At 58.6% G+C, this 19020-nt stretch carries 15 protein-coding genes; 8 read left to right on the plus strand and 7 right to left on the minus strand.

Features of this window, described 5'->3' with window-relative positions:
- The first annotated feature begins 155 nt into the window (after positions 1-155).
- The gene (topA, locus tag BW958_RS01630; protein WP_076573667.1) at positions 156-2774 is read left to right on the plus strand and encodes a type I DNA topoisomerase; all 2619 of its coding nucleotides are present in this window, start codon (positions 156-158) and stop codon (positions 2772-2774) included.
- Between the two features lie 102 nt (positions 2775-2876).
- Entirely contained in the window at positions 2877-3041 is a 165-nt protein-coding gene (locus tag BW958_RS20470) for a hypothetical protein (RefSeq protein ID WP_179078803.1), read from the plus strand.
- 56 nt (positions 3042-3097) lie between these two features.
- On the opposite strand, the gene BW958_RS01635 is transcribed toward BW958_RS20470, so the two are convergent.
- Together BW958_RS01635 and BW958_RS01640 are read right to left on the minus strand one after the other, a co-directional pair.
- Positions 3098-4351: a dicarboxylate/amino acid:cation symporter gene (locus BW958_RS01635; protein ID WP_076573669.1), complete on the minus strand. Its 1254-nt coding sequence runs from the start codon at positions 4349-4351 to the stop codon at positions 3098-3100.
- 343 nt (positions 4352-4694) lie between these two features.
- Entirely contained in the window at positions 4695-5606 is a 912-nt protein-coding gene (locus BW958_RS01640) for a LysO family transporter (RefSeq protein WP_076574092.1), read from the minus strand.
- 476 nt (positions 5607-6082) lie between these two features.
- Here BW958_RS01640 and BW958_RS01645 point away from each other — a divergent pair, with 476 nt between their 5' ends.
- The 4 genes from BW958_RS01645 to BW958_RS01660 are packed head-to-tail and all read left to right on the plus strand — an operon-like array spanning position 6083 to position 9155.
- The gene (locus tag BW958_RS01645) at positions 6083-6853 is read left to right on the plus strand and encodes an ABC transporter ATP-binding protein (RefSeq protein ID WP_076573671.1); all 771 of its coding nucleotides are present in this window, start codon (positions 6083-6085) and stop codon (positions 6851-6853) included.
- A 31-nt stretch (positions 6854-6884) separates the two neighbouring features.
- Positions 6885-7658 carry an ABC transporter substrate-binding protein gene (locus BW958_RS01650; protein ID WP_076574094.1) on the plus strand — a complete coding sequence of 258 codons (774 nt, stop codon included), beginning with the start codon at positions 6885-6887 and terminating at the stop codon, positions 7656-7658.
- Positions 7659-7718: 60 nt separating this feature from the next.
- Entirely contained in the window at positions 7719-8459 is a 741-nt protein-coding gene (locus BW958_RS01655; RefSeq protein WP_076573673.1) for an ABC transporter permease, read from the plus strand.
- 3 nt (positions 8460-8462) lie between these two features.
- A complete protein-coding gene (locus tag BW958_RS01660; protein ID WP_076573675.1) occupies positions 8463-9155 on the plus strand; it encodes an ABC transporter permease in 693 nt (230 codons plus the stop codon).
- Between the two features lie 68 nt (positions 9156-9223).
- On the opposite strand, the gene rfbC is transcribed toward BW958_RS01660, so the two are convergent.
- The 4 genes from rfbC to BW958_RS01680 all read right to left on the minus strand — a co-directional run bounded on the left by rfbC (position 9224) and on the right by BW958_RS01680 (position 14401).
- Complete coding sequence (rfbC, locus tag BW958_RS01665) at positions 9224-9772, minus strand: dTDP-4-dehydrorhamnose 3,5-epimerase (RefSeq protein WP_076573677.1); 549 nt, start codon at positions 9770-9772, stop codon at positions 9224-9226.
- Between the two features lie 163 nt (positions 9773-9935).
- Positions 9936-10577 (minus strand): energy-coupling factor ABC transporter permease, encoded by a 642-nt coding sequence (locus tag BW958_RS01670; RefSeq protein ID WP_076574096.1) that lies wholly within the window; start codon positions 10575-10577, stop codon positions 9936-9938.
- 92 nt (positions 10578-10669) lie between these two features.
- Entirely contained in the window at positions 10670-11413 is a 744-nt protein-coding gene (gene pflA, locus BW958_RS01675; protein ID WP_076573679.1) for a pyruvate formate lyase 1-activating protein, read from the minus strand.
- Between the two features lie 33 nt (positions 11414-11446).
- Positions 11447-14401, minus strand: coding sequence for a sensor domain-containing phosphodiesterase (locus BW958_RS01680; RefSeq protein ID WP_076573681.1), 2955 nt, complete (start codon positions 14399-14401; stop codon positions 11447-11449).
- Positions 14402-14531: 130 nt separating this feature from the next.
- Between BW958_RS01680 and BW958_RS01685 the strand changes: the two genes are divergently transcribed.
- On the plus strand, positions 14532-16181 hold the full coding sequence (locus tag BW958_RS01685; RefSeq protein WP_076573683.1) for an FAD-dependent oxidoreductase: 1650 nt from the start codon (positions 14532-14534) through the stop codon (positions 16179-16181).
- Between the two features lie 108 nt (positions 16182-16289).
- On the opposite strand, the gene BW958_RS01690 is transcribed toward BW958_RS01685, so the two are convergent.
- Entirely contained in the window at positions 16290-17270 is a 981-nt protein-coding gene (locus BW958_RS01690) for a hypothetical protein (protein ID WP_076573685.1), read from the minus strand.
- A 265-nt stretch (positions 17271-17535) separates the two neighbouring features.
- Here BW958_RS01690 and thiI point away from each other — a divergent pair, with 265 nt between their 5' ends.
- On the plus strand, positions 17536-18984 hold the full coding sequence (thiI, locus tag BW958_RS01695; RefSeq protein ID WP_076573686.1) for a tRNA uracil 4-sulfurtransferase ThiI: 1449 nt from the start codon (positions 17536-17538) through the stop codon (positions 18982-18984).
- The last annotated feature ends 36 nt before the right edge of the window (positions 18985-19020 follow it).

A 19020-nucleotide genomic window follows, 5' to 3' on the forward strand; every position in this document is an offset into this window, starting at 1 on the left:
ATTGGTTGCCTGAACCGGTAACGATTGGGCATTAATAAAAATAAGCAATCCATCACAAGCAGACCCGTAAGGTTTGCTTTTTGCTGGTAAATCTCTTATACAGCCCCACAAAACTGCAGCCCCAATACCGGGGCCAAGAGGAAACGAGCTACAGCATGGGCAAATCTCTGGTCATCGTGGAGTCTCCGGCCAAAGCCAAGACCATCAACAAGTATCTGGGCAAAGACTATGTGGTCAAGTCCAGCGTGGGCCATATCCGCGACCTGCCGACCGCTGGCAGCGCGACCACGGGCGAGGCGAAGAAGCCGGCTGTCCGTGGCGTCAAGCTGAGCGAGGAGGAGAAGGCCGTCAAGGAGCGGCGCGCCCTGTTCAACCGCATGGGGATTAATCCGGAGCACGGTTGGGAGGCGCATTACCAGATCCTGCCTGGCAAGGAGAAAGTGGTCTCCGAGTTGCAGTCGCTGGCGGCCAAGGCTGACACCATCTATCTGGCAACCGACTTGGATAGAGAAGGGGAAGCCATCGCCTGGCACCTGCGCGAGGTGATCGGGGGTGACGACAGTCGCTACAAGCGGGTGGTGTTTAACGAAATCACCCAGAGTGCCATCAAAGAGGCGTTCTCGCAGCCGTCGAACCTTAACATCGACCGGGTGAATGCTCAGCAGGCTCGTCGTTTCCTCGACCGGGTGGTGGGCTATATGGTGTCGCCGCTGCTGTGGAAGAAGCTGGCGCGTGGTCTCTCTGCCGGTCGGGTGCAATCGGTCGCAGTGCGCCTGATTGTGGACAAGGAGCGCGAGATCAAAGCATTTGTGCCGGTCGAGTTCTGGGATCTGCACGCTGACCTGCTGACCGGTAGCAAAACTGCCCTGCGCATGGAGGTGCAAAGCCACCTCGGCAAGGAGTTCAAGCCGGTTACCCAGGCCGAGACTCAGGCTGCGGTCGCGGCCCTCAAGGGTGTGCCCTATGTGGTGCAGAGTCGTGAAGATAAACCTACCGGCTCCAAGCCGTCGGCGCCGTTTATCACCTCGACCCTGCAGCAGGCTGCCTCGACCCGTTTAAGCTTTGGCGTCAAGAAGACCATGATGCTGGCCCAGCGCCTCTATGAGGCCGGTTACATCACGTACATGCGTACCGACTCTACCAACCTCAGCCAAGAGGCGGTGAGCGCGGTGCGTGACTTTATCGTGAGCGAGTACGGTAAACCCTACCTGCCGGCCGAGCCGAATGTGTACGGTGCCAAGGCCGGCGCTCAGGAGGCGCACGAAGCCATTCGTCCGTCTGACGTCAATGTCAGTGCCAGCGATCTGGAAGGGATGGAAGCCGACGCCCACAAACTCTATGACCTGATCTGGCGCCAGTTTGTGGCCTGCCAGATGACCCCGGCCCAGTACGACGCCACCACCCTTACGGTGCGTGCCGGCGATTATGAGCTCAAGGCCCGTGGTCGCATCCTGCGCTTTGCCGGTTGGACCAAGGCGCTGCCGCCGATGGGCCGCAAGGGCGAGGATGTTCAGCTGCCGGCAGTGGAAGAGGGGGAAACCCTCGAGCTGGTGGCGCTGGACCCGCGTCAACACTTCACCAAGCCGCCTGCGCGCTTTACCGAAGCTGCGCTGGTGCGCGAGCTGGAAAAGCGTGGAATCGGCCGCCCGTCCACCTATGCCTCCATCATCTCCACCATTCAGGAGCGTGGTTATGTGCGGGTGGAAAATCGCCGTTTCTTTGCCGAGAAGATGGGCGAGATTGTCACCGACCGTCTGGTCGAAAACTTTGTCGAGCTGATGAACTACGAGTTCACTGCGCGCATGGAAGACAAGCTCGATGACATCGCCCAGGGCGAAACCGAATGGAAGAAGGTGCTTGATGCCTTCTACGCCGAGTTTACCGAAGAGCTCAAGAAGGCCGAGCAGCCCAACGAAGAGGGGGGCATGCGTGCCAACCAGATGGTGCTGACCGACATCCAGTGCCCCGATTGCGCTCGCCCCATGGGTATTCGCACCGCCACCACCGGCGTGTTCCTTGGCTGCTCCGGCTATGCCTTGTCGCCCAAAGAGCGTTGCAAGAAGACCATCAACCTGGTCAATGCCGCCGATTTCGTCTCGGCCGGTGAAGAGGACGAGGCCGAAACCAACGCCCTGCGTGCGATGCACCGCTGCAAGCTGTGTGGCACCGCGATGGACTCCTACATCATCGATGATCAGCGCAAACTGCACGTCTGCGGTAATAACCCGGACTGTGAAGGCTACGAGGTGGAGCAGGGCCAGTTCAAGCTCAAGGGCTATGAAGGTCCGAGCATCGAGTGCGACCGCTGCGGCGCGCAGATGCAGCTGAAAAACGGCCGCTTCGGCAAGTACATGGGTTGCACCAACGAAACTTGCAAGAACACTCGCAAGATCCTCAAAAATGGTGATATTGCACCGCCGAAGGAAGATCCGGTGCCGTTGCCTGAGCTTAAGTGCACCCAGTCCGATGCCTATTTCGTCCTGCGTGATGGCGCCGCTGGCCTGTTCCTGGCGGCCAGCAGTTTCCCTAAATCGCGCGAAACCCGTGCGCCGCTGGTCGAAGAGCTCAAGCGCTTTCGTGACCGCATCTCGCCCAAGCATCTCTATCTTGCTGATGCGCCGGCCTATGACGCCGATGGTAACCCGGCCGTGGTACGCTTTAGTCGCAAGACCAAGGAGCAGTACGTGATGACCGAAGTCAACGGTAAGGCAACCGGTTGGGCAGCCTGGTATCAGGATGGTCGCTGGGTTGAGAGTTCAGCCAAGGCAAAGTAACCCCCATATGGTAAAGTGAGTGAGGGCTCCCGAAAGGGGCCCTTCTTTTTATCTATACTTTTTGGCAGGCCAGGACGGCCTGCAGTGACAAGGAGCAAGGAGATGGATATTCACGATATCCGCCCTGGCATGTATTGCCAGACTCGTGAGGGAGCGGCCTGGGTACTGGAGGTTGATCGCCAGAACCAGCTGGTATTGTTGCAGAGGGAAGATGAGACCACCCCGGTGCAGGTGCGTAGCGAAGAGATTCTCGCCCCGCGCGACTAACACGCCGACCAAACAAAAAAGCCGCCCGAAGGCGGCTTTTTTCATGGAGCAATGGCTCAGGCAGCGTTCTTGATAGGCTCTGCTTCGCTCTCTTCCAGTGCACCTTCGGTCTTGGAGACCACGCTGGCAGCGATGGCGTTGCCGAGTACGTTGGTCGCCGAGCGACCCATGTCGAGGAAGTGGTCGATACCGAGCAGCAGCAGGATACCGGCTTCCGGGATATGGAACTGGTTGAGGGTAGCGGCAATCACTACCAGCGAGGCGCGCGGTACACCCGCCATCCCCTTGGAGGTGACCATCAGCAGCAGCAGCATGGTGATCTGCTGGCCCATGGAGAGATCGATCCCGTAGGACTGGGCGATGAAGATAACCGCGAAGGTGCAGTACATCATCGAGCCGTCCAGGTTAAACGAATACCCCATCGGCAGCACGAAGCTGGCGATACGCTTGGAGCAGCCAAACTCTTCCAGACGCTGCAGGGTCTTCGGATAGGCCGATTCCGAGCTGGCGGTGGAGAAGGCCAGCAGTACCGGTTCACGGATCATGCCGAGCAGTTGCAGCACGCGGCGGCCGAGGAACAGGCTACCGAGCAGCAGCAGAACGCCCCACAGGATGGAGAGTGACAGATAGAACTGGCCCATGAAGGTGCCGTAGGTGGCGAGGATGCCGAGCCCTTCCTTGGCGACCATGGCGCTGATGGCAGCGAACACGGCGAAGGGGGCGAAGTTCATCACATAACCGGTGACTTTCAGCATGATGTCAGCGGCGCTCGACATCAGGGTGACGACCGGCTTGGCGTGTTCACCGATGGCTGCCGCTGCCATACCGAAGAACAGCGAGAACACCACAATTTGCAGGATCTCGTTGGTGGCCATGGCCTCGACCACGCTCTTGGGAATGGCGTGAGTGACGAAATCCTTGAGGGTTATGGCTCCGGCACTGATGCCACTGGAGGCATGCTCAGGCGGCAGCTCCAGATGCAGGCCCATACCCGGCTGCAGCAGGTGCACCATGATAAGGCCGAGGGTCAGCGACAGCAGGGACGCCATCATAAACCAGCCGAGGGTCTTGATACCGACGCGGCCCACGGTGCGAGTGTCGCCCATTTTGGCGATACCGACGGTGAGGGTGGTGAAAACCAGCGGCGCGATGATCATCTTGATAAGGCGCAAGAAGATATCGGTCAGAATCGTAATATTGGCAGCGAAGGAGGCTGCTTGATCCGGGGATGCCCAGCGCAGTCCCTGGCCGGTGACGATACCCAATAGCATCGAGACGATGATGGCGATCGTCAGTTTATTCATTTTCATGTGGTGTGTGCTCCGTTTACCGCAGGCCTCGGAAGGTCTTTTTAGTTGCCTTCTGTCGGTAGAAAATCCGGCACATCAATTTGCCGGAAGGCAGCAGAATGCACAAACTTTGTGGTGAAATCCAGACGCTAATCACTGAAAAATTTAAGCGAACAGGTTGTGATGCAGGGATGTTCACAACTTGCAACGAGTTTGTTCTGTTAAGGGGCGGTCGATGAAAATACCATCAAAGCCCAGAGCAGGCCGTACCGTATCGATGCTGCAATCCTGTACGGATTTGTTAATGCGGGGCAGAAATCACCCCGGCAATTAATTAATCGAATCGCGCAAATATACCATTTTGTCAGCTAGGCCAGGCCAGGAAACCCAGGACCAGGATGGGACCGAGCAGGCTTAAGACAAAACCCGAGACCACTGCAATCGGAACGACGTCGACACCGCCTGAGCGTTGAATGACCGGCAGGGTAAAGTCGAGCGCGGTTGCTCCGCTGTAGCCGATGGCTGACGACGGATGGCGTCGCATCAGCACCGGGATCAGCAAAATCGCCAGCAGTTCCCGTCCAAGGTCGTTGAGAAACGCCGCCGACCCCATCAAGGGGCCAAGTTTATCGGCCACCAGGATCCCCGACAGTGAATACCAGCCAAAGCTCGACGCCAGTGCCAGTGCTTGCGTGGCCGAGAGCGGTAGCAGCAGGCTGGCAACCAGGGCGCCGGCCCAACTGCTGAGTAACACACACAGGGCAATCTGCAGGCCCCAGCGGTTGAGCAGAATTTGGCGCAGGCTCATGCCGAAGTTTCTCATTTGGATACCTATAAGCAGCAGCAGTAGCATCAAGGCCCATTCACTGAAGCGGTCAACTGGCAAGGCCCGCACGGCGGCAAACTGGCTGCCAAGCGCAAAGCCGGCGATCACCACCAGTGCGAGCTTCATCGATTCGGCCATCATTCGCCATTTGCTGGGGGCGGGTAGTGACGTGACGCTGTGGGTATGACGACGGCGCTGATCGAGCCACCATAGCGCGAGCAGGTTGGCGACACTGATGCAGCCGAGCAAGGTTCCACTGATGCGCCCAAGCGTGGCAAGTTGCGCAAATAGCCCTTCTACATTGGCCAGTCCCACCCCCATCAGGGCCAGGATCAGGTAGACCAACTTGCCCAGCAACTGGTTGATCAGCTTCAAAAGTGGGGGGGAGGAGAGAGGGATCAGGTATCCGAGAAACAGGGGAAACAGGATCAACAGGGCATCAAACAGCATGGCAAGCGGGCATGGGGTGCGGTGGTGACAGGTGTGCCTATCCTGCCGTGCCAGCGCCACAGAGGCAACCCAATTGGTCATTGACCCGTGGTGAGGGCTCTGAATATTCATTCGACCCCGCCCTTGTGTCATGATGAGTCATATCCGGTCGGGACCAGCGTGAATTTTCATGAAAAGCAGTGTTTTTCCCTGTTGGATGCTTTTCTTCCTTGAAAAATATGGCATTCTGCAAGGATGATCCGCGCCTTTCTCCGCTCGGGCAATAGTGTTTTTATGCACGTTTTTCGATTTTAATTCTGGAAATGTCCTGCCGGTCCGGGCAAAAACCCTGGAGAGAGGCGGGAAATGTTGTATTTTCAGCATCCCGATGATACTTTCGCAGAAGGTGCCACATCGTTGCGTAAATGTTAACTTTTGCGCGCGTTGTGTCGGCCAGGATGGCCATCTCAGGGATAGACAACACAAGGTTGTAATGGATGAGCGAAGTCGCCGCACTGGAAGTCCGTGATCTGCACAAATATTTTGGTTCCCACGAGGTGCTCAAGGGGATCAACCTGACCGCTCGCAAGGGGGACGTGATCTCTCTGGTCGGCTCCTCCGGCTCGGGTAAATCGACCTTTCTGCGCTGCATCAATCTGCTTGAAACTCCGTCTTCCGGCAGCGTGGCGCTGCATGGCGAACTGATCCGCATGAAACAGGGACGTAGCGGCGAGCGCGTTCCCGAAGAGATGCGCCAGGTTGAGCGTATTCGCAGCAAGCTGGCCATGGTGTTTCAAAGTTTCAATCTCTGGTCGCACATGACCATCATGCAAAACATCATCGAAGTCCCCATTCAGGTGCTCAAGGTGCCCCGTGCCGAAGCCATTGCCAAGGCAGAGCATCTGCTCAACCGGGTGGGTCTGTGGGAGCGCCGGGATTACTATCCGGGCCACCTCTCCGGTGGTCAGCAGCAGCGTGCCGCCATTGCCCGCGCCCTGGCAGTTGATCCAGAGGTGATGCTGTTTGATGAGCCGACCTCGGCCCTTGACCCCGAGCTGGTGGGTGAGGTGCTGGGTGTCATGCGCGAGCTGGCCGAAGAGGGCCGCACCATGCTGGTCGTGACTCACGAAATGGCGTTTGCCCGTGACGTTTCCAACAAAGTGATGTTCCTGCATCAGGGCAAGGTAGAAGAAGAAGGCGATCCGAAAGAGATCTTTGCCAATCCCAGGTCCGAGCGCTTCAAGCAGTTCATATCCTCCATCTACTGATGGAATCGCGTTGCATCAAGGAGAGAAAATGATGAAAAAAATGGTTCTGGCTGCCGCAGTGCTGGCCGTGATGAGCTCCACCAGCGTCATGGCCAAGGAGTGGAAGCAGATTCGTATCGGTGTTGAAGGCGCCTATCCCCCCTTCTCCTGGACCGAGCCAAGCGGCGAGGTTAAGGGCTTTGATATCGATATGGCCAATGCCCTGTGCGCCGAGATGAAAGCCAAGTGCACCCTGGTCAAGCAAGATTGGGACGGCATGATCCCGGCGCTGATGTCGCGTAAGTTCGATGCCATCATCGCGACCATGGACATCACCGAAGAGCGTAAGCAAAAGGTCGATTTCAGCCAGAAGTATCAACACGTTCCGGCCAGCTTTGCCGCCAAGAAGGGCACTGAGCTGAAACTCGACAAAGAGTTTATGAATGGCAAAGTGGTGGGTGTGCAACGCGCCACCTCAATGGATTCCTACATCACCGACAACTTCCCGAACGCGACCATCAAGCGCTACGGCACCTATGACGAGGCCTACCTCGATCTGAAGGCGGGTCGTCTGAACTATGTGCTGGCTGATTCTGCTGCGCTGGAAAGCGGCCTGTTCCAGAAAGAGGGCGGTGATGCTTATGCCTTCGTCGGTCCCAAGCTCTCCGATCCCAAGTGGTTTGGTGAAGGTGCCGGTATTGCCGTGCGCAAAGCCGACAAGGATCTGAAAGAGCAGTTCAACAAGGCCATCCTGGCCTTGCGTGCCAATGGCAAGTACAAAGAAATCAATGACAAGTATTTTAAGTTTGATGTCTACGGCAACTAAGCCGCTCTGCTCTGCATGCGATTCGGGCCCGTTTTGGGCCCGAATTCAATGGAGTTGCCCATGTTCGATTTGAAAGGCTACGAAGGTTCACTGCTCGAAGGGGCCGGCATCACACTGCAGGTGGCGATCTTCTCGCTGCTGCTGGCGATGTTGCTCGGTATGCTGGGTGCACTGGCCAAGCTCTCCCCTTATCGTGTTGCCCGCTCGCTGGCGGATCTCTACACCACCATTATTCGTGGCATTCCCGATCTGGTGTTGATGATGCTGCTCTACTTTGGTGGCCAGTTGCTCATCAACAACGCGCTTGGCTGGATTAACGAGACGTACAACGCCTGGCTGACCCAGAGCAATCCGGATCAAGAGTGGGTGTCACTGGTTCCCGATTACATCGACATCAGCCCCTTTGCGGCCGGTGTGGCGACCATCGGTTTTATCTTCGGCGCCTACATGGCCGAGACCTTCCGTGGCGCTATCTTGGCGGTGGACAAAGGTGAGCTGGAAGCAGCTCGCGCTTTTGGCATGCGGCCGGTTCAGGTATTTGTGCGCATTCTGTTTCCGCAGATGATGCGCCATGCCCTGCCGGGCTTTGGCAACAACTGGCTGGTGCTGTTAAAAACCACAGCCTTGGTGTCGGTCATCGGTCTGGATGACATGGTGCGCAAGGCGTCGCTTGCTGCCGGCTCGACCCAACTGCCATTTACCTTCTATATGGCGGTAGCACTCATCTTCCTGGTCTTTACCGCGGTCTCTACCTCACTGCTTAAGTGGGCCGAGCGCCACTACTCCATCAAGGCGAGGTAACCCATGGACTTTTCGATCATTCTCAAGGAGTGGCCGACCTACTGGGAGGGGTTTTACACCACCGTCTGGCTGGTGCTGGTCTCGCTCATCTTTGGCCTGTTGCTGGCGGTGCCCCTTGGTGTGCTGCGCACCAGCCGTAACTGGTTTATCCGCTTTCCGATCTGGGCCTATATCTACTTCTTTCGCGGCACGCCGCTGCTCGTGCAGCTGTTTATCATCTATTACGGCGCTTCCCAGTGGCCCTGGCTGCGTCAAAGCATCGCCTGGGATCTCTTCTCCCAAGCCTGGTTCTGCGCACTACTGGCCTTTACGTTAAATACCGGTGCCTACACCGCCGAGATTGTGCGCGGCGCGGTGCACAACATGCCCAAAGGGCAGATTGAGGCGGCGCTGGCGTTTGGTATGAGCCGCTGGCAATGCCTGACTCGCATCATCCTGCCCAACTCGTTTCGCCGTGCGCTGCCGGCCTACAGCAACGAGGTGATCTTTATGCTGCAGGGCTCGGCGGTGGCAGGCATTATCACCATCGTTGATTTGACCGGTGCGGCGCGCATTATTAATGCCCGCTACTACAGCCCGTTTGAAGCATTCCTCACCGCCGGCATGCTCTACATGCTGATCACCTTTGTGATTGTCTGGCTGTTTCGCAAACTCGAAAAACGCTGGCACGCCCACCTCAAGCCGCGCACCGTGTGAGTGCTGCGTAAAATCAACAAGGCCATCCCTCGGGATGGCCTTGGTTTATCGGCGTTTAACCCAGCGGGTCACACCAGCTCGGCGTCCTGCAGGCGCACCGCCAGCCGATCCTTTTCCGAGAGCAGCAGCGGCGCATCCATGGCTGGCCACTCAATGCCAATCGCCGGATCGTTCCAGGCGATGCTGCGCTCGCTCTGCGGCGCATAGTAATCGGTGGTTTTGTAGAGAAACTCGGCGTGCTCGCTCAAGGTCACAAAACCGTGGGCGAGCCCGGCCGGGATCCACAGTTGGCGCTTGTTGTCGCCACTTAAGTGAACGCCGACCCACTGGCCAAAGGTGGGGCTGTCTTTGCGAATATCCACGGCCACATCATACACCTCGCCAGCTACGCAGCGCACCAGCTTGCCCTGAGCGTGGGGCGCCAGCTGATAGTGCAGACCGCGCAGTACCCCCTTGGCCGACTTGGAGTGGTTGTCCTGCACAAAGTTGACCGGTGCGCCGACGGCGGCCTCAAAACGCTGCTGGTTAAAGCTCTCGAAGAAAAAGCCGCGTTCGTCGCCAAAGACCTTCGGCTCGATGATAAAAACGCCTGCAATGGCGGTGTTGATGATGTTCATGCTGAATCTCTTCGCGTGATCACAAGGTTGGTGACGGGGCAGCATATCAGGTTCGCGGCAATGGGTGGGAGACACCTGCTGCGCTGGCGCCTGATCCTGCCAACAAAAGCGCATACGATAGGCAATGGTGTGGCAGCAGACAACCATGAGTCTGGATAAACCATCACGGTCCCAGATATTCCCGATCATAGAAGGTCGCTACCCAGTGTGGGCGATAGACCACCAGCAGCGTGGTGCTCATGCCACTGAGCAAGGCTTCGGGAAACAGCAGCAGCGGCAGGATGGCCAGATAGTGATCGCTGACAATCTGCCAGCTGTAGTGCGCTTGCCACAGCATCCAACCCGCAGTCGTGAGCACATGGACCGCCATAGTGAGCGCACCGCCAAGAAAGGCCACGACAAACAGATAGACAAACAGATGGCGGGTGAGCCAGCGGCGGCTGGCCATGCGCACGCCTTCACTCACCAGCACGGGCAGCAGGATGGTAAAGAGCAGCGTGCTGCCGAGCAGTGATCCGTTGTCGATGGCAAACGCGCACAGCATCAGCAGCGGCAAGGTCGCGGCCACCAGCGCCAGGCGCCAGCCCAGCAGCAGGGTGAGGGGGGTGATCCCAAGAAAGTGGACAGTGAGCCCATCGTGCAGCCCGGCGCGCAGCAGCCACAGCGGTACCAAGCAAAGGGCAGAGCCCAGCAGCAGGCGCTGATAAAGGGCAGTGGTGAGCAGTTGCTGCCACTGACTGCGCCGCTGGCTAAGCAGGATAAACAGGGCGCCCAGCAGCAGTGCCGCCAGCTCACCATCAGTGATGAGCACGTCGCTGGTCAATGGGGCTCGGTGGCTGGCATCCATGCCTGTCTCCCTCGCTAGAAACGAAACGTGCGCCCTTGGGCGCACGCAACTTAATATTTCACGTTGGGGTGATACTGACTCAAGATCCCTTTGATCCGCTCCATGGTATCTTTTTTAGGCGGATGGATTTCACCGAGTTCATAGGTATCGCCCAGCACTTCCCACTTGTGCTTGCCCAGTTCATGGTAGGGCAGCAACTCAATTTTTTCGACGCAATCGCCCAACTCGGCGATAAAGCGGCCCAGTCCTTCGGCGCTCTCGTCATCGTCGGTCCAGGTGGGCACCACCACGTAACGAATCCACATCTTCTTGCCAAGGCGGGCTAGATGACGGGCGAACTCGAGGGTGTAGCGATTACTGACGTGGGTCAGCGGAATATGCTTGTCGTCGTTGATCTGCTTGATGTCGAGCAGGACCAGATCGGTCACGGCCAACACGGCGTCGAGCTGCGCGTCGTAGTTGCGCACAAAGCCGTTTGTATCAAGGCAGGTATGAATACCTTCAGCCTTACAGGCGGCAAACAGCTCGGCGACAAAGGCCTGTTGCAGCATGGCCTCGCCCCCGGAGGCGGTCACCCCACCGCCCGAGGCATTAATAAAGTGGCGATAGCTGGTGATGTCTTTCATCAGCTCGGGTACGGTCACTTCGCGGCCACCATCGGTGTCCCAGGTGTCGCGGTTGTGGCAATACTTGCAGCGCATCAGGCAGCCCTGCAAAAAGACGATGAAACGGATCCCGGGTCCGTCGACAGTACCGCAGGTCTCCACTGAGTGGATCCGACCAATCACAGACATAGTGAGCTCCAGATATTCATTTTGCCTGCCATTTTAGGGCAAAACCGGATTGCGATCACCCGTGGCCTCGATACCGAGGTACTCCTCAAGGGCGCGAACCGGTAGCGGGCGACAGCGCAAGAACCCCTGAAAGTGCTGGCACCCGATTTCGCCGAGCACCCGCAGTTGGGCCTCTTCTTCCACCCCTTCGGCAATCACGGTGAAGTGGAACACCCTTGAGAGCTCGACGATGGCGCGCACCAGTGCCCGGTCTTGCACGCTGTGAGCCAGTGTCTGGATAAAAGTGCGATCGAGCTTGACCTCATCGGCGGGCAGATCGCGCAGATAAGCCAGCGACGAGTAGCCGGTGCCAAAATCGTCAATCGAGAGCAGTACACCAAGCTCTTTGAGTCGGTTCATCCGGGTAATCCCCTCTTCGCGCTGCTCAAGGATCACCGACTCGGTGATTTCCAGCATCAGGCGCGAGGGTGGCAGTCCGGTGTCGCGCAGCACGTACTCTACCTGGGTCAGGAACGAGGGATTATGGAACTGGCGGGCACTGACGTTAACCGACAGCTGGGGGATCTCGATGCCGCGACTGAGCCAGTGGGCAAATTGGGCACAGGCGCTTTTCAGCACCCAAAAGCCCAAATCTTCGATAAGACCGCTCTCTTCGGCCACCGGAATAAATTCGCCGGGCGGAATCATACTGCCATCGGGCCGCTGCCAGCGTAGCAGTGCTTCAACCCCGCTCAGCGCCCCGCTATCGACACGGAACTGAGGCTGAAAATGCAGCAAAAACTCATCATGGCGCAGGGCATCGCGCAGCTGGTTGTTGATGGCAAGGCGGCTTTTTTCCTGCTCGGCCATGCGCGGCGTGAAGAAAGCAAACTGGCCCTGGCCGGTTCGCTTGGCCATATGTGAAGCCGTGTCGGCCTGCTGCAAGACGGTCAAATAGTCGAGCTCGCCGGCACTGAACAGGCTCACACCAATGCTGGCCGAGCAGTGCAGTTTGTTCTCGGCGATAGTAAAAGGCTGACGAAACAGTCCGATCACCTCGCGGGTAAAGTGCTCGGCCAGAATCTTGGCCGTGACCAACCCGTTCCCCAGCGCGGTAAACAGCAGCAAGAACTCGTCCCCCGAGCTTCTGCCAAGCACCAGATTTTCTTGTGGCAGGCTGTGCAGGCGCTCTACCACGGCCTTGAGCAGTTCATCGCCCGCCTTGTGGCCAAGAGAGTCGTTGATCGCCTTGAAGTTGTCGAGATCCAGATGCAGCAGTGCCCCCCACTGACCATCTTGGCCTTGCAGGGCGCTCTTGAGACTGGCCAGCATGCTGCTGCGGTTACTGAGCCCGGTCAGCTCATCAAAGTAAGCCAGACGCTGGATATATTGCTGCGCTTCACGCTCCTGGGTGATGTCGGTGAAACTGCACACATAGTGGGTGAGATTGCCCAGTGGCGAGAAGACGCCGCTGACTTGCAGTCGCACCGGAAACAGGCGTCCCTCTTTGTTAAGACACTGCTCTTCACCGCGCCAGTAGCCTTGGGTTAGCACCGCTCCTTCGATGCGGCTGGGCAGGTCATCACCGTAGTAGCTCGGGCGCAGCCGTCTGACCGGCTGCCACAACACATCGCCCGGCGTAAAGCCACTGATACGGGTAAAGGCGCGGTTGACCTTGAGCACTTCACCGCGCATGTCACAGACCAGCAGTGCCTCATAGGTTTCAAAGGCCACCTCCGCCAGGCGCAGAGCATCTTCGTTGGCCAGTCGCTCAATTTCGATGGCGGTGCGGGGGCCAAGCTCAATCAGGCGATCCATCAGCGGCAGCGGCTCGTCGAGCGGCTCGGCCAGCAACAGGGTGATCTGCCCCATGACCCGGCCATCGGGCGCTTTGAGTGGCACCCCCAAATAGGCGGCGGCCCCGGTGGCGTTCAATTTGTGCGCCTGCGGATAGCGGCTGGCGATATTGTCGATATAAAGGGCTTGGCCGGCATCAAGGACCTCCTGAGAGGGGCCGGGCTCTAATGCCATCGGTGGCGCCGGTTGCGGCTCACCATCCATCTCCATGTAGCGCGGGATGATCCAGAGCGTGTCATGGCGCACCTGGTATTCACCCACCCAGCCGCTTTGTACCTTGGCCTGGCGTTGACACCAACCGAGCAGGTTACGGCAGTAGTCGATGCCGGTGCTGTAGAGCAGTGGACAATCTGCACTCGGCTCTTCTACCGGGTTGGGCTGCGACTCGCTGGCCGGTTGCCATTGTCCCAGCTGCTGAGCGCAGTAACGTGCCAGCTGCAGCAAATCGTCGCTTATCGGCATGGGTGTGAGGTATTCGAGGGATACCATGCCCAGTAAGCGCTCGCCCTCTTTGAGGGCCGCATCAAGGCGCGAACAAACGCCGTGCCCGGCAAGATAGGTGTGCTGCGCCAGCATTGGCTGGTGCGTGCACTCGGAAAAACTGAGCGAGCCGCGGCTGCGCAAGGTGCGCAGGTAGCGGCTATCCCCCTTGAATGGGAACAGGGCACCCTTGACGCCCAGCTGATAGATAGGGGTCAATAGGTCGCCGTCGTCGAAATGCCAGACGATCAAGCGGTCGGCCTCTGCACCATCACGCAGGGCCGCCAACATGGCGGCCTGCTGACCACGGCTGGCCAGTTGGCCGAGTTTGGGTAGCAGCAGAGCGAGGTCGGGCGGCTCGAGGTGGCGGCTTTGCTGCAGGCAGACCAGCCAAAAGTTGCCCTGCTCGGGGGAGAGCGACACCAGCCATTCACGGCCCAGGGCCTGGATGCGTAGCTGACCGCCACTGCCACTGTAAAGCTGGGCTTCAATGGGTTCACGCAACACCTGCGGCAACTGGGCCGGCCAAGGCTGGCGCGGTTCATCGAGCCAGTAGAGCGGCGTCTGCATCACATCGGTCAGTGCCACCAGTCGCTGGCTTCGCATATCCAGGCGAAAGAACAGTGGCATGGGGCGCAGGGGTGTGAGCACACTCAGGGCGGTGGAGGACATGGGCCAGATAACATCCTGTTGACATTCCAGAGAGTCAGAATACTCCAAATGATGTGGAAACGAAATTTCGTTGAAATGTAAATTAGAAAGATCTAATTTATTGCAACCCTATGGAAACGGAGGCTTTATCATGACGCGGATCCTGATTGTCGGTGGTGTGGCCGGCGGTGCTTCGGCCGCGGCCCGGGCTCGTCGTATGGACGAGCATGCCGAGATCATTGTGTTTGAACGCGGTGAATTTATCAGCTTTGCCAACTGCGGCCTGCCTTATCACATCGGCGGCGATATCCCGTCGCGCGATGCCCTCCTGTTGCAAACCCCCCAGAGCTTCAAGCGCCGTTTCAACGTCGAGGTGCGGGTGTTCAGTGACGTCGTCGCCATTGACCGGGCTGCCCGCACGATTCGGGTGCGCGATCTGGCGCGCGGTGAAGAGTATCAGGAGCACTACGACAAGCTGCTGCTAAGCCCTGGTGCAGCACCAGTTCGCCCGCCATTGCCGGGCATCGATGCACCGGGGGTGCTGACGCTGCGCAATATTCCCGACATGGACCGCATTCTGGCCGCGCTGGCGCACAACCGGCCAGAGCATGTCACGGTCGTCGGCGGCGGTTTTATCGGCCTCGAGATGATGGAGGCGCTGCATCAGCGCGGCTTGCCGGTCACCTTGCTGGAGCTTTCTGATCAGGTGATGGCGCCAGTGGATCGGGAGATGGCCGCCATGCTGCATGCCCGCATCCGCGAAGCCGGGGTCAGTCTGCGGCTTCGCACCGGTCTCAATGCCATTGAGCATATCGAACCGGCTGGCCTGCGGTTACATCTGGGGGATGGCTCGACCCTTGATACGGGCCTGATCATCCTGGCCATTGGTGTGAAACCCGAGACCCTGCTTGCATCAAAGGCCGGGCTTGAACTTGGACCGCGCGGTGGCATCAAGGTCGATGCCGACATGCGCACCTCGGATCCGGATATTTTCGCGGTGGGTGATGCCATTGAAGAGCTCGATTTTGTCACCGGCGAGCCGGCTCTGGTGCCGCTGGCTGGCCCGGCTAACCGGCAGGGGCGGATCGCGGCTGACAATATGCTGGGGCGCAGCGAGCAGTATCACAAGACGCAGGGGACGGCGATCTGCAAGGTGTTTGACTTGGCGGTAGCCTGCACCGGACTTAACGAAAAGCGGCTGCGTCAGCTCGGTATGGCCTATGAAAAGGTTTATGTCCATCCGGGCAGTCACGCCGGTTACTACCCTGGGGCGCAGCCGGTCAGCCTCAAGCTGCTGTTTGCTCCGGATGGCCGGATCCTGGGGGCTCAAGCGGTGGGCAAAGATGGCATCGACAAGCGGATCGACGTCTTGGCGGTGGCCCAGCGCGCTGGCATGACGGTCTATCAGCTGCAGGATTTGGAGCTCACCTACGCGCCGCCCTTTGGCTCGGCCAAGGACGTCATCAACATGGCCGGCTTTGTGGCGAGTAATCATCTGAAGGGGGACTCCCCAGTGTGTCACGTTAGCGACGTGCAAGCACTGCGCCCCGATCAGCTGGTGCTGGATGTGCGCAACCCCGGCGAGCTGGAAAAACTGGGGCGTATTCCCGGAGCCATAAATATTCCCCTCGATGAGCTGCGCGGCCGCCTTGGCGAGCTGCCCAAAGATAAAGAGCTCATCATCAGTTGTCAGGTGGGGCTACGGGGTCATGTGGCCACCCGCATGCTGGTGCAGCATGGCTTTAAGGCGAAAAACCTCTCCGGTGGCTTTAAAACCTGGCAGATGGCCACCGCCGAGTAAGGCAATCGGGCAACAAAGCGTATAGACAATGCAGTGGGGCGACATGGGCCGCCCCGTTTTTTTTTTTGGGGCAGTGAACGGGATGTCGGATGCGAAGACGCCGGGCACTTATCCCTGCTGGCGCAGATTACCAAGGCGAGTAAAACCGTGGCGGCTGCGCTGGTGCAGAAAATGGCTCTTTTTCACCGGTTGAAACTGCAAGGTGGTGAGCCCGTCACAATGGGGACCGCGATAATCGCGCAGGGCATGGATCATCGGCATGGCCGCTAGCCGTGTGCTGGCCGAGAGGCACAGGGGGATCTGCACCGCGTCCGGTCCCATAAAGGCGGCCAAGGTGGCGCGGGCGGTCAGAAAGTGCTCCAGCAATCCCACGTCCGGGTAGCCCGAGTCGAGCATATCAAGCAGCGCTTCGAGGGTCTGGTGAAAGTGGGAGAGTGCGCTGCGATAGCCCTGCCTGCGGCGAAGATTGAGCAGTTCATCGACCGGCAGTTGCGCCAGCTCGCGCGGGACCGGCAGGCCAATCTCGACAAGAAAACAGTCCTGCCCACCACGATGGTGATAGCGTGATTCCAGCAGGTGCAACAGCCGGTCGAGGTAGTCGTGATCGGTGATAAGCACGCCGCCATTGGCCAGTGCCCAGTCGCGGGCCAGGCGCATTGACAGCAGATTAGCCAGCCGGCGCGCCATCAAGAGGCCCCCCGGAACGGGCGTGGCAAACCCGTGCTCGATACAAAAACGGTGCAACGCCTCAAGACCGGCCTGCTCGGGGCAAAAGCAGTCATGGTTGCGCCCCTCGCGCCAGCGATGGATAAGCTCGCGGTTGCCATAGACCTTATGGCGGACGAAATCGGGGGCCAGCAGGCTGGAGAGTTGGGTCAATACGCCAGGCGTCACGCTACCAAAAAACGGCGCACTGGGGGGCGGCGCCAGCAGGTCGCTCTGCTCGCCCAGGGTACCGAGGGCGCCAAGCAGCCCGCTTTTTTCACTGACAGTGAAGACAAAGGCGAGCTGCTCTAGCCAGAGCAGGGCAAATTTCAGCCAAAGCTCGTCCCGAACTTCCATGCCCGGATAGTAGATAAAGGTCTTCATGACGGTGATCGGTTGCTGCGCGAGGCCCGCACTATAGCGGCTCGCTGGCAGGCTCGCAAATTGCCGGCGCGCGCCCAACCCAGGACGTGATGGCAAACGTATTTGTGCATGTGATCATCCCTGATGGGTCCTTCCAGGGGTATTGTGAGCGAACATCACTCAGAATGAACCCTCGCTGGTGAGATAATATCCACACCGTCACTATGTCAGCGGGAACAGGTTTGCTATAATCCGCGCCCTTGTTTCAGCTCACCCGAGTTTACCCATGAAGTTCATCATCAAGCTGTTCCCGGAAATCACCATCAAAAGCAAGTCGGTACGCCAGCGCTTTATCAAGATCCTGCAGGGCAACATCCGCAATGTGCTGCGCCGTTTCGACGACGATGCCCGGGTGCGCATGGATTGGGACAAGCTGGTGGTGAGTTCGCGCAACGATCAGTTCCTCGAGCAGACCATCGAGGCGCTCGCCTGCATCCCCGGTATTCAGGCGTTTCTCGAGGTGCAAGCCAGCAAATTTACTGATCTGCACGATATCTTCGAGCAGGTCAAAGCCGTGTGGGGCGACAAACTGGCAGGCAAGACCTTCTGCGTTCGCGCCAAGCGCCACGGTAAGCACGAGTTCTCCTCGCTCGAGATTGAGCGTTATGTGGGCGGCGGTCTGAACCAACACTGTGACAGTGCTGGCGTGCGCCTGAAAAACCCTGATGTGCAGATTAACCTCGAGATCGACGGCGAAGAGCTCTTTATCGTCAGTGCCATTCACCACGGCCTGGGCGGGATGCCGATTGCCACGCAGGAAGATGTGCTGAGCCTGCTCTCCGGCGGCTTTGACTCGGGCGTTGCGTCTTATCAGTTCATCAAGCGCGGCTGCCGCGTACATTACTGCTTCTTTAATCTCGGCGGCGCGGCCCATGAGATTGGTGTCAAGCAGGTGGCCTATCACCTGTGGAGCCGCTTTGGCTCATCCCACCGGGTGCGTTTTACTGCGGTCGATTTCGAGCCGGTGGTGGCCGAGATCCTGGAGAAGATCGACAACGGTCAGATGGGCGTGGTGCTCAAGCGCATGATGATGCGTGCTGCGGCCAACATTGCCGACCGCTTCCAGATCCCGGCACTGGTGACCGGTGAGTGTGTCGGTCAGGTGTCGAGCCAGACCCTGACCAACCTCAACGTGATTGACAGGGTGACCGACAAGGTGATCCTGCGCCCGCTGATCACCTGGGATAAGCCGGACATCATGAACCTGTCGCGCCAGATCGGCACGCTGGAGTTTGCTGAAACCATGCCGGAGTATTGCGGTGTGATTTCCAAGAAGCCCACAGTGAAGGCGGATCTGGCCCGCATCGAAGCCGAAGAGCAGAACTTTGATTTCGCCATTCTCGACAAGGTGGTGGACGAAGCGCGTTATCTCGATATCCGCCGTATCGGTGAAGAGACCGCCGAGCAGGTGCAGGAAGTGGAGACCACCGCCGAGACCAGCGAGAACGAAGTGATCCTTGATATCCGCTCGGTCGATGAGCGCGATGACAATCCGCTGCTGGTAGAAGGACGCGAGGTGCTGCATATTCCGTTCTTCAAGCTCGCCACCGCCTTTGGCGATCTGCCCCGTGACAAGACTTACCTGCTCTATTGCGACCGTGGCGTCATGAGCAAACTGCAGGCGCTCTATCTCAAAGAGAAGGGCTTTGACAACGTCAAGGTCTACCGTCCGTAACCGACGCTCTGCTTAAAAAACCGGCCACCATGGCCG

It is taken from the genome of Aeromonas sp. RU39B, assembly GCF_900156095.1.
GTDB lineage: Bacteria > Pseudomonadota > Gammaproteobacteria > Enterobacterales > Aeromonadaceae > Aeromonas.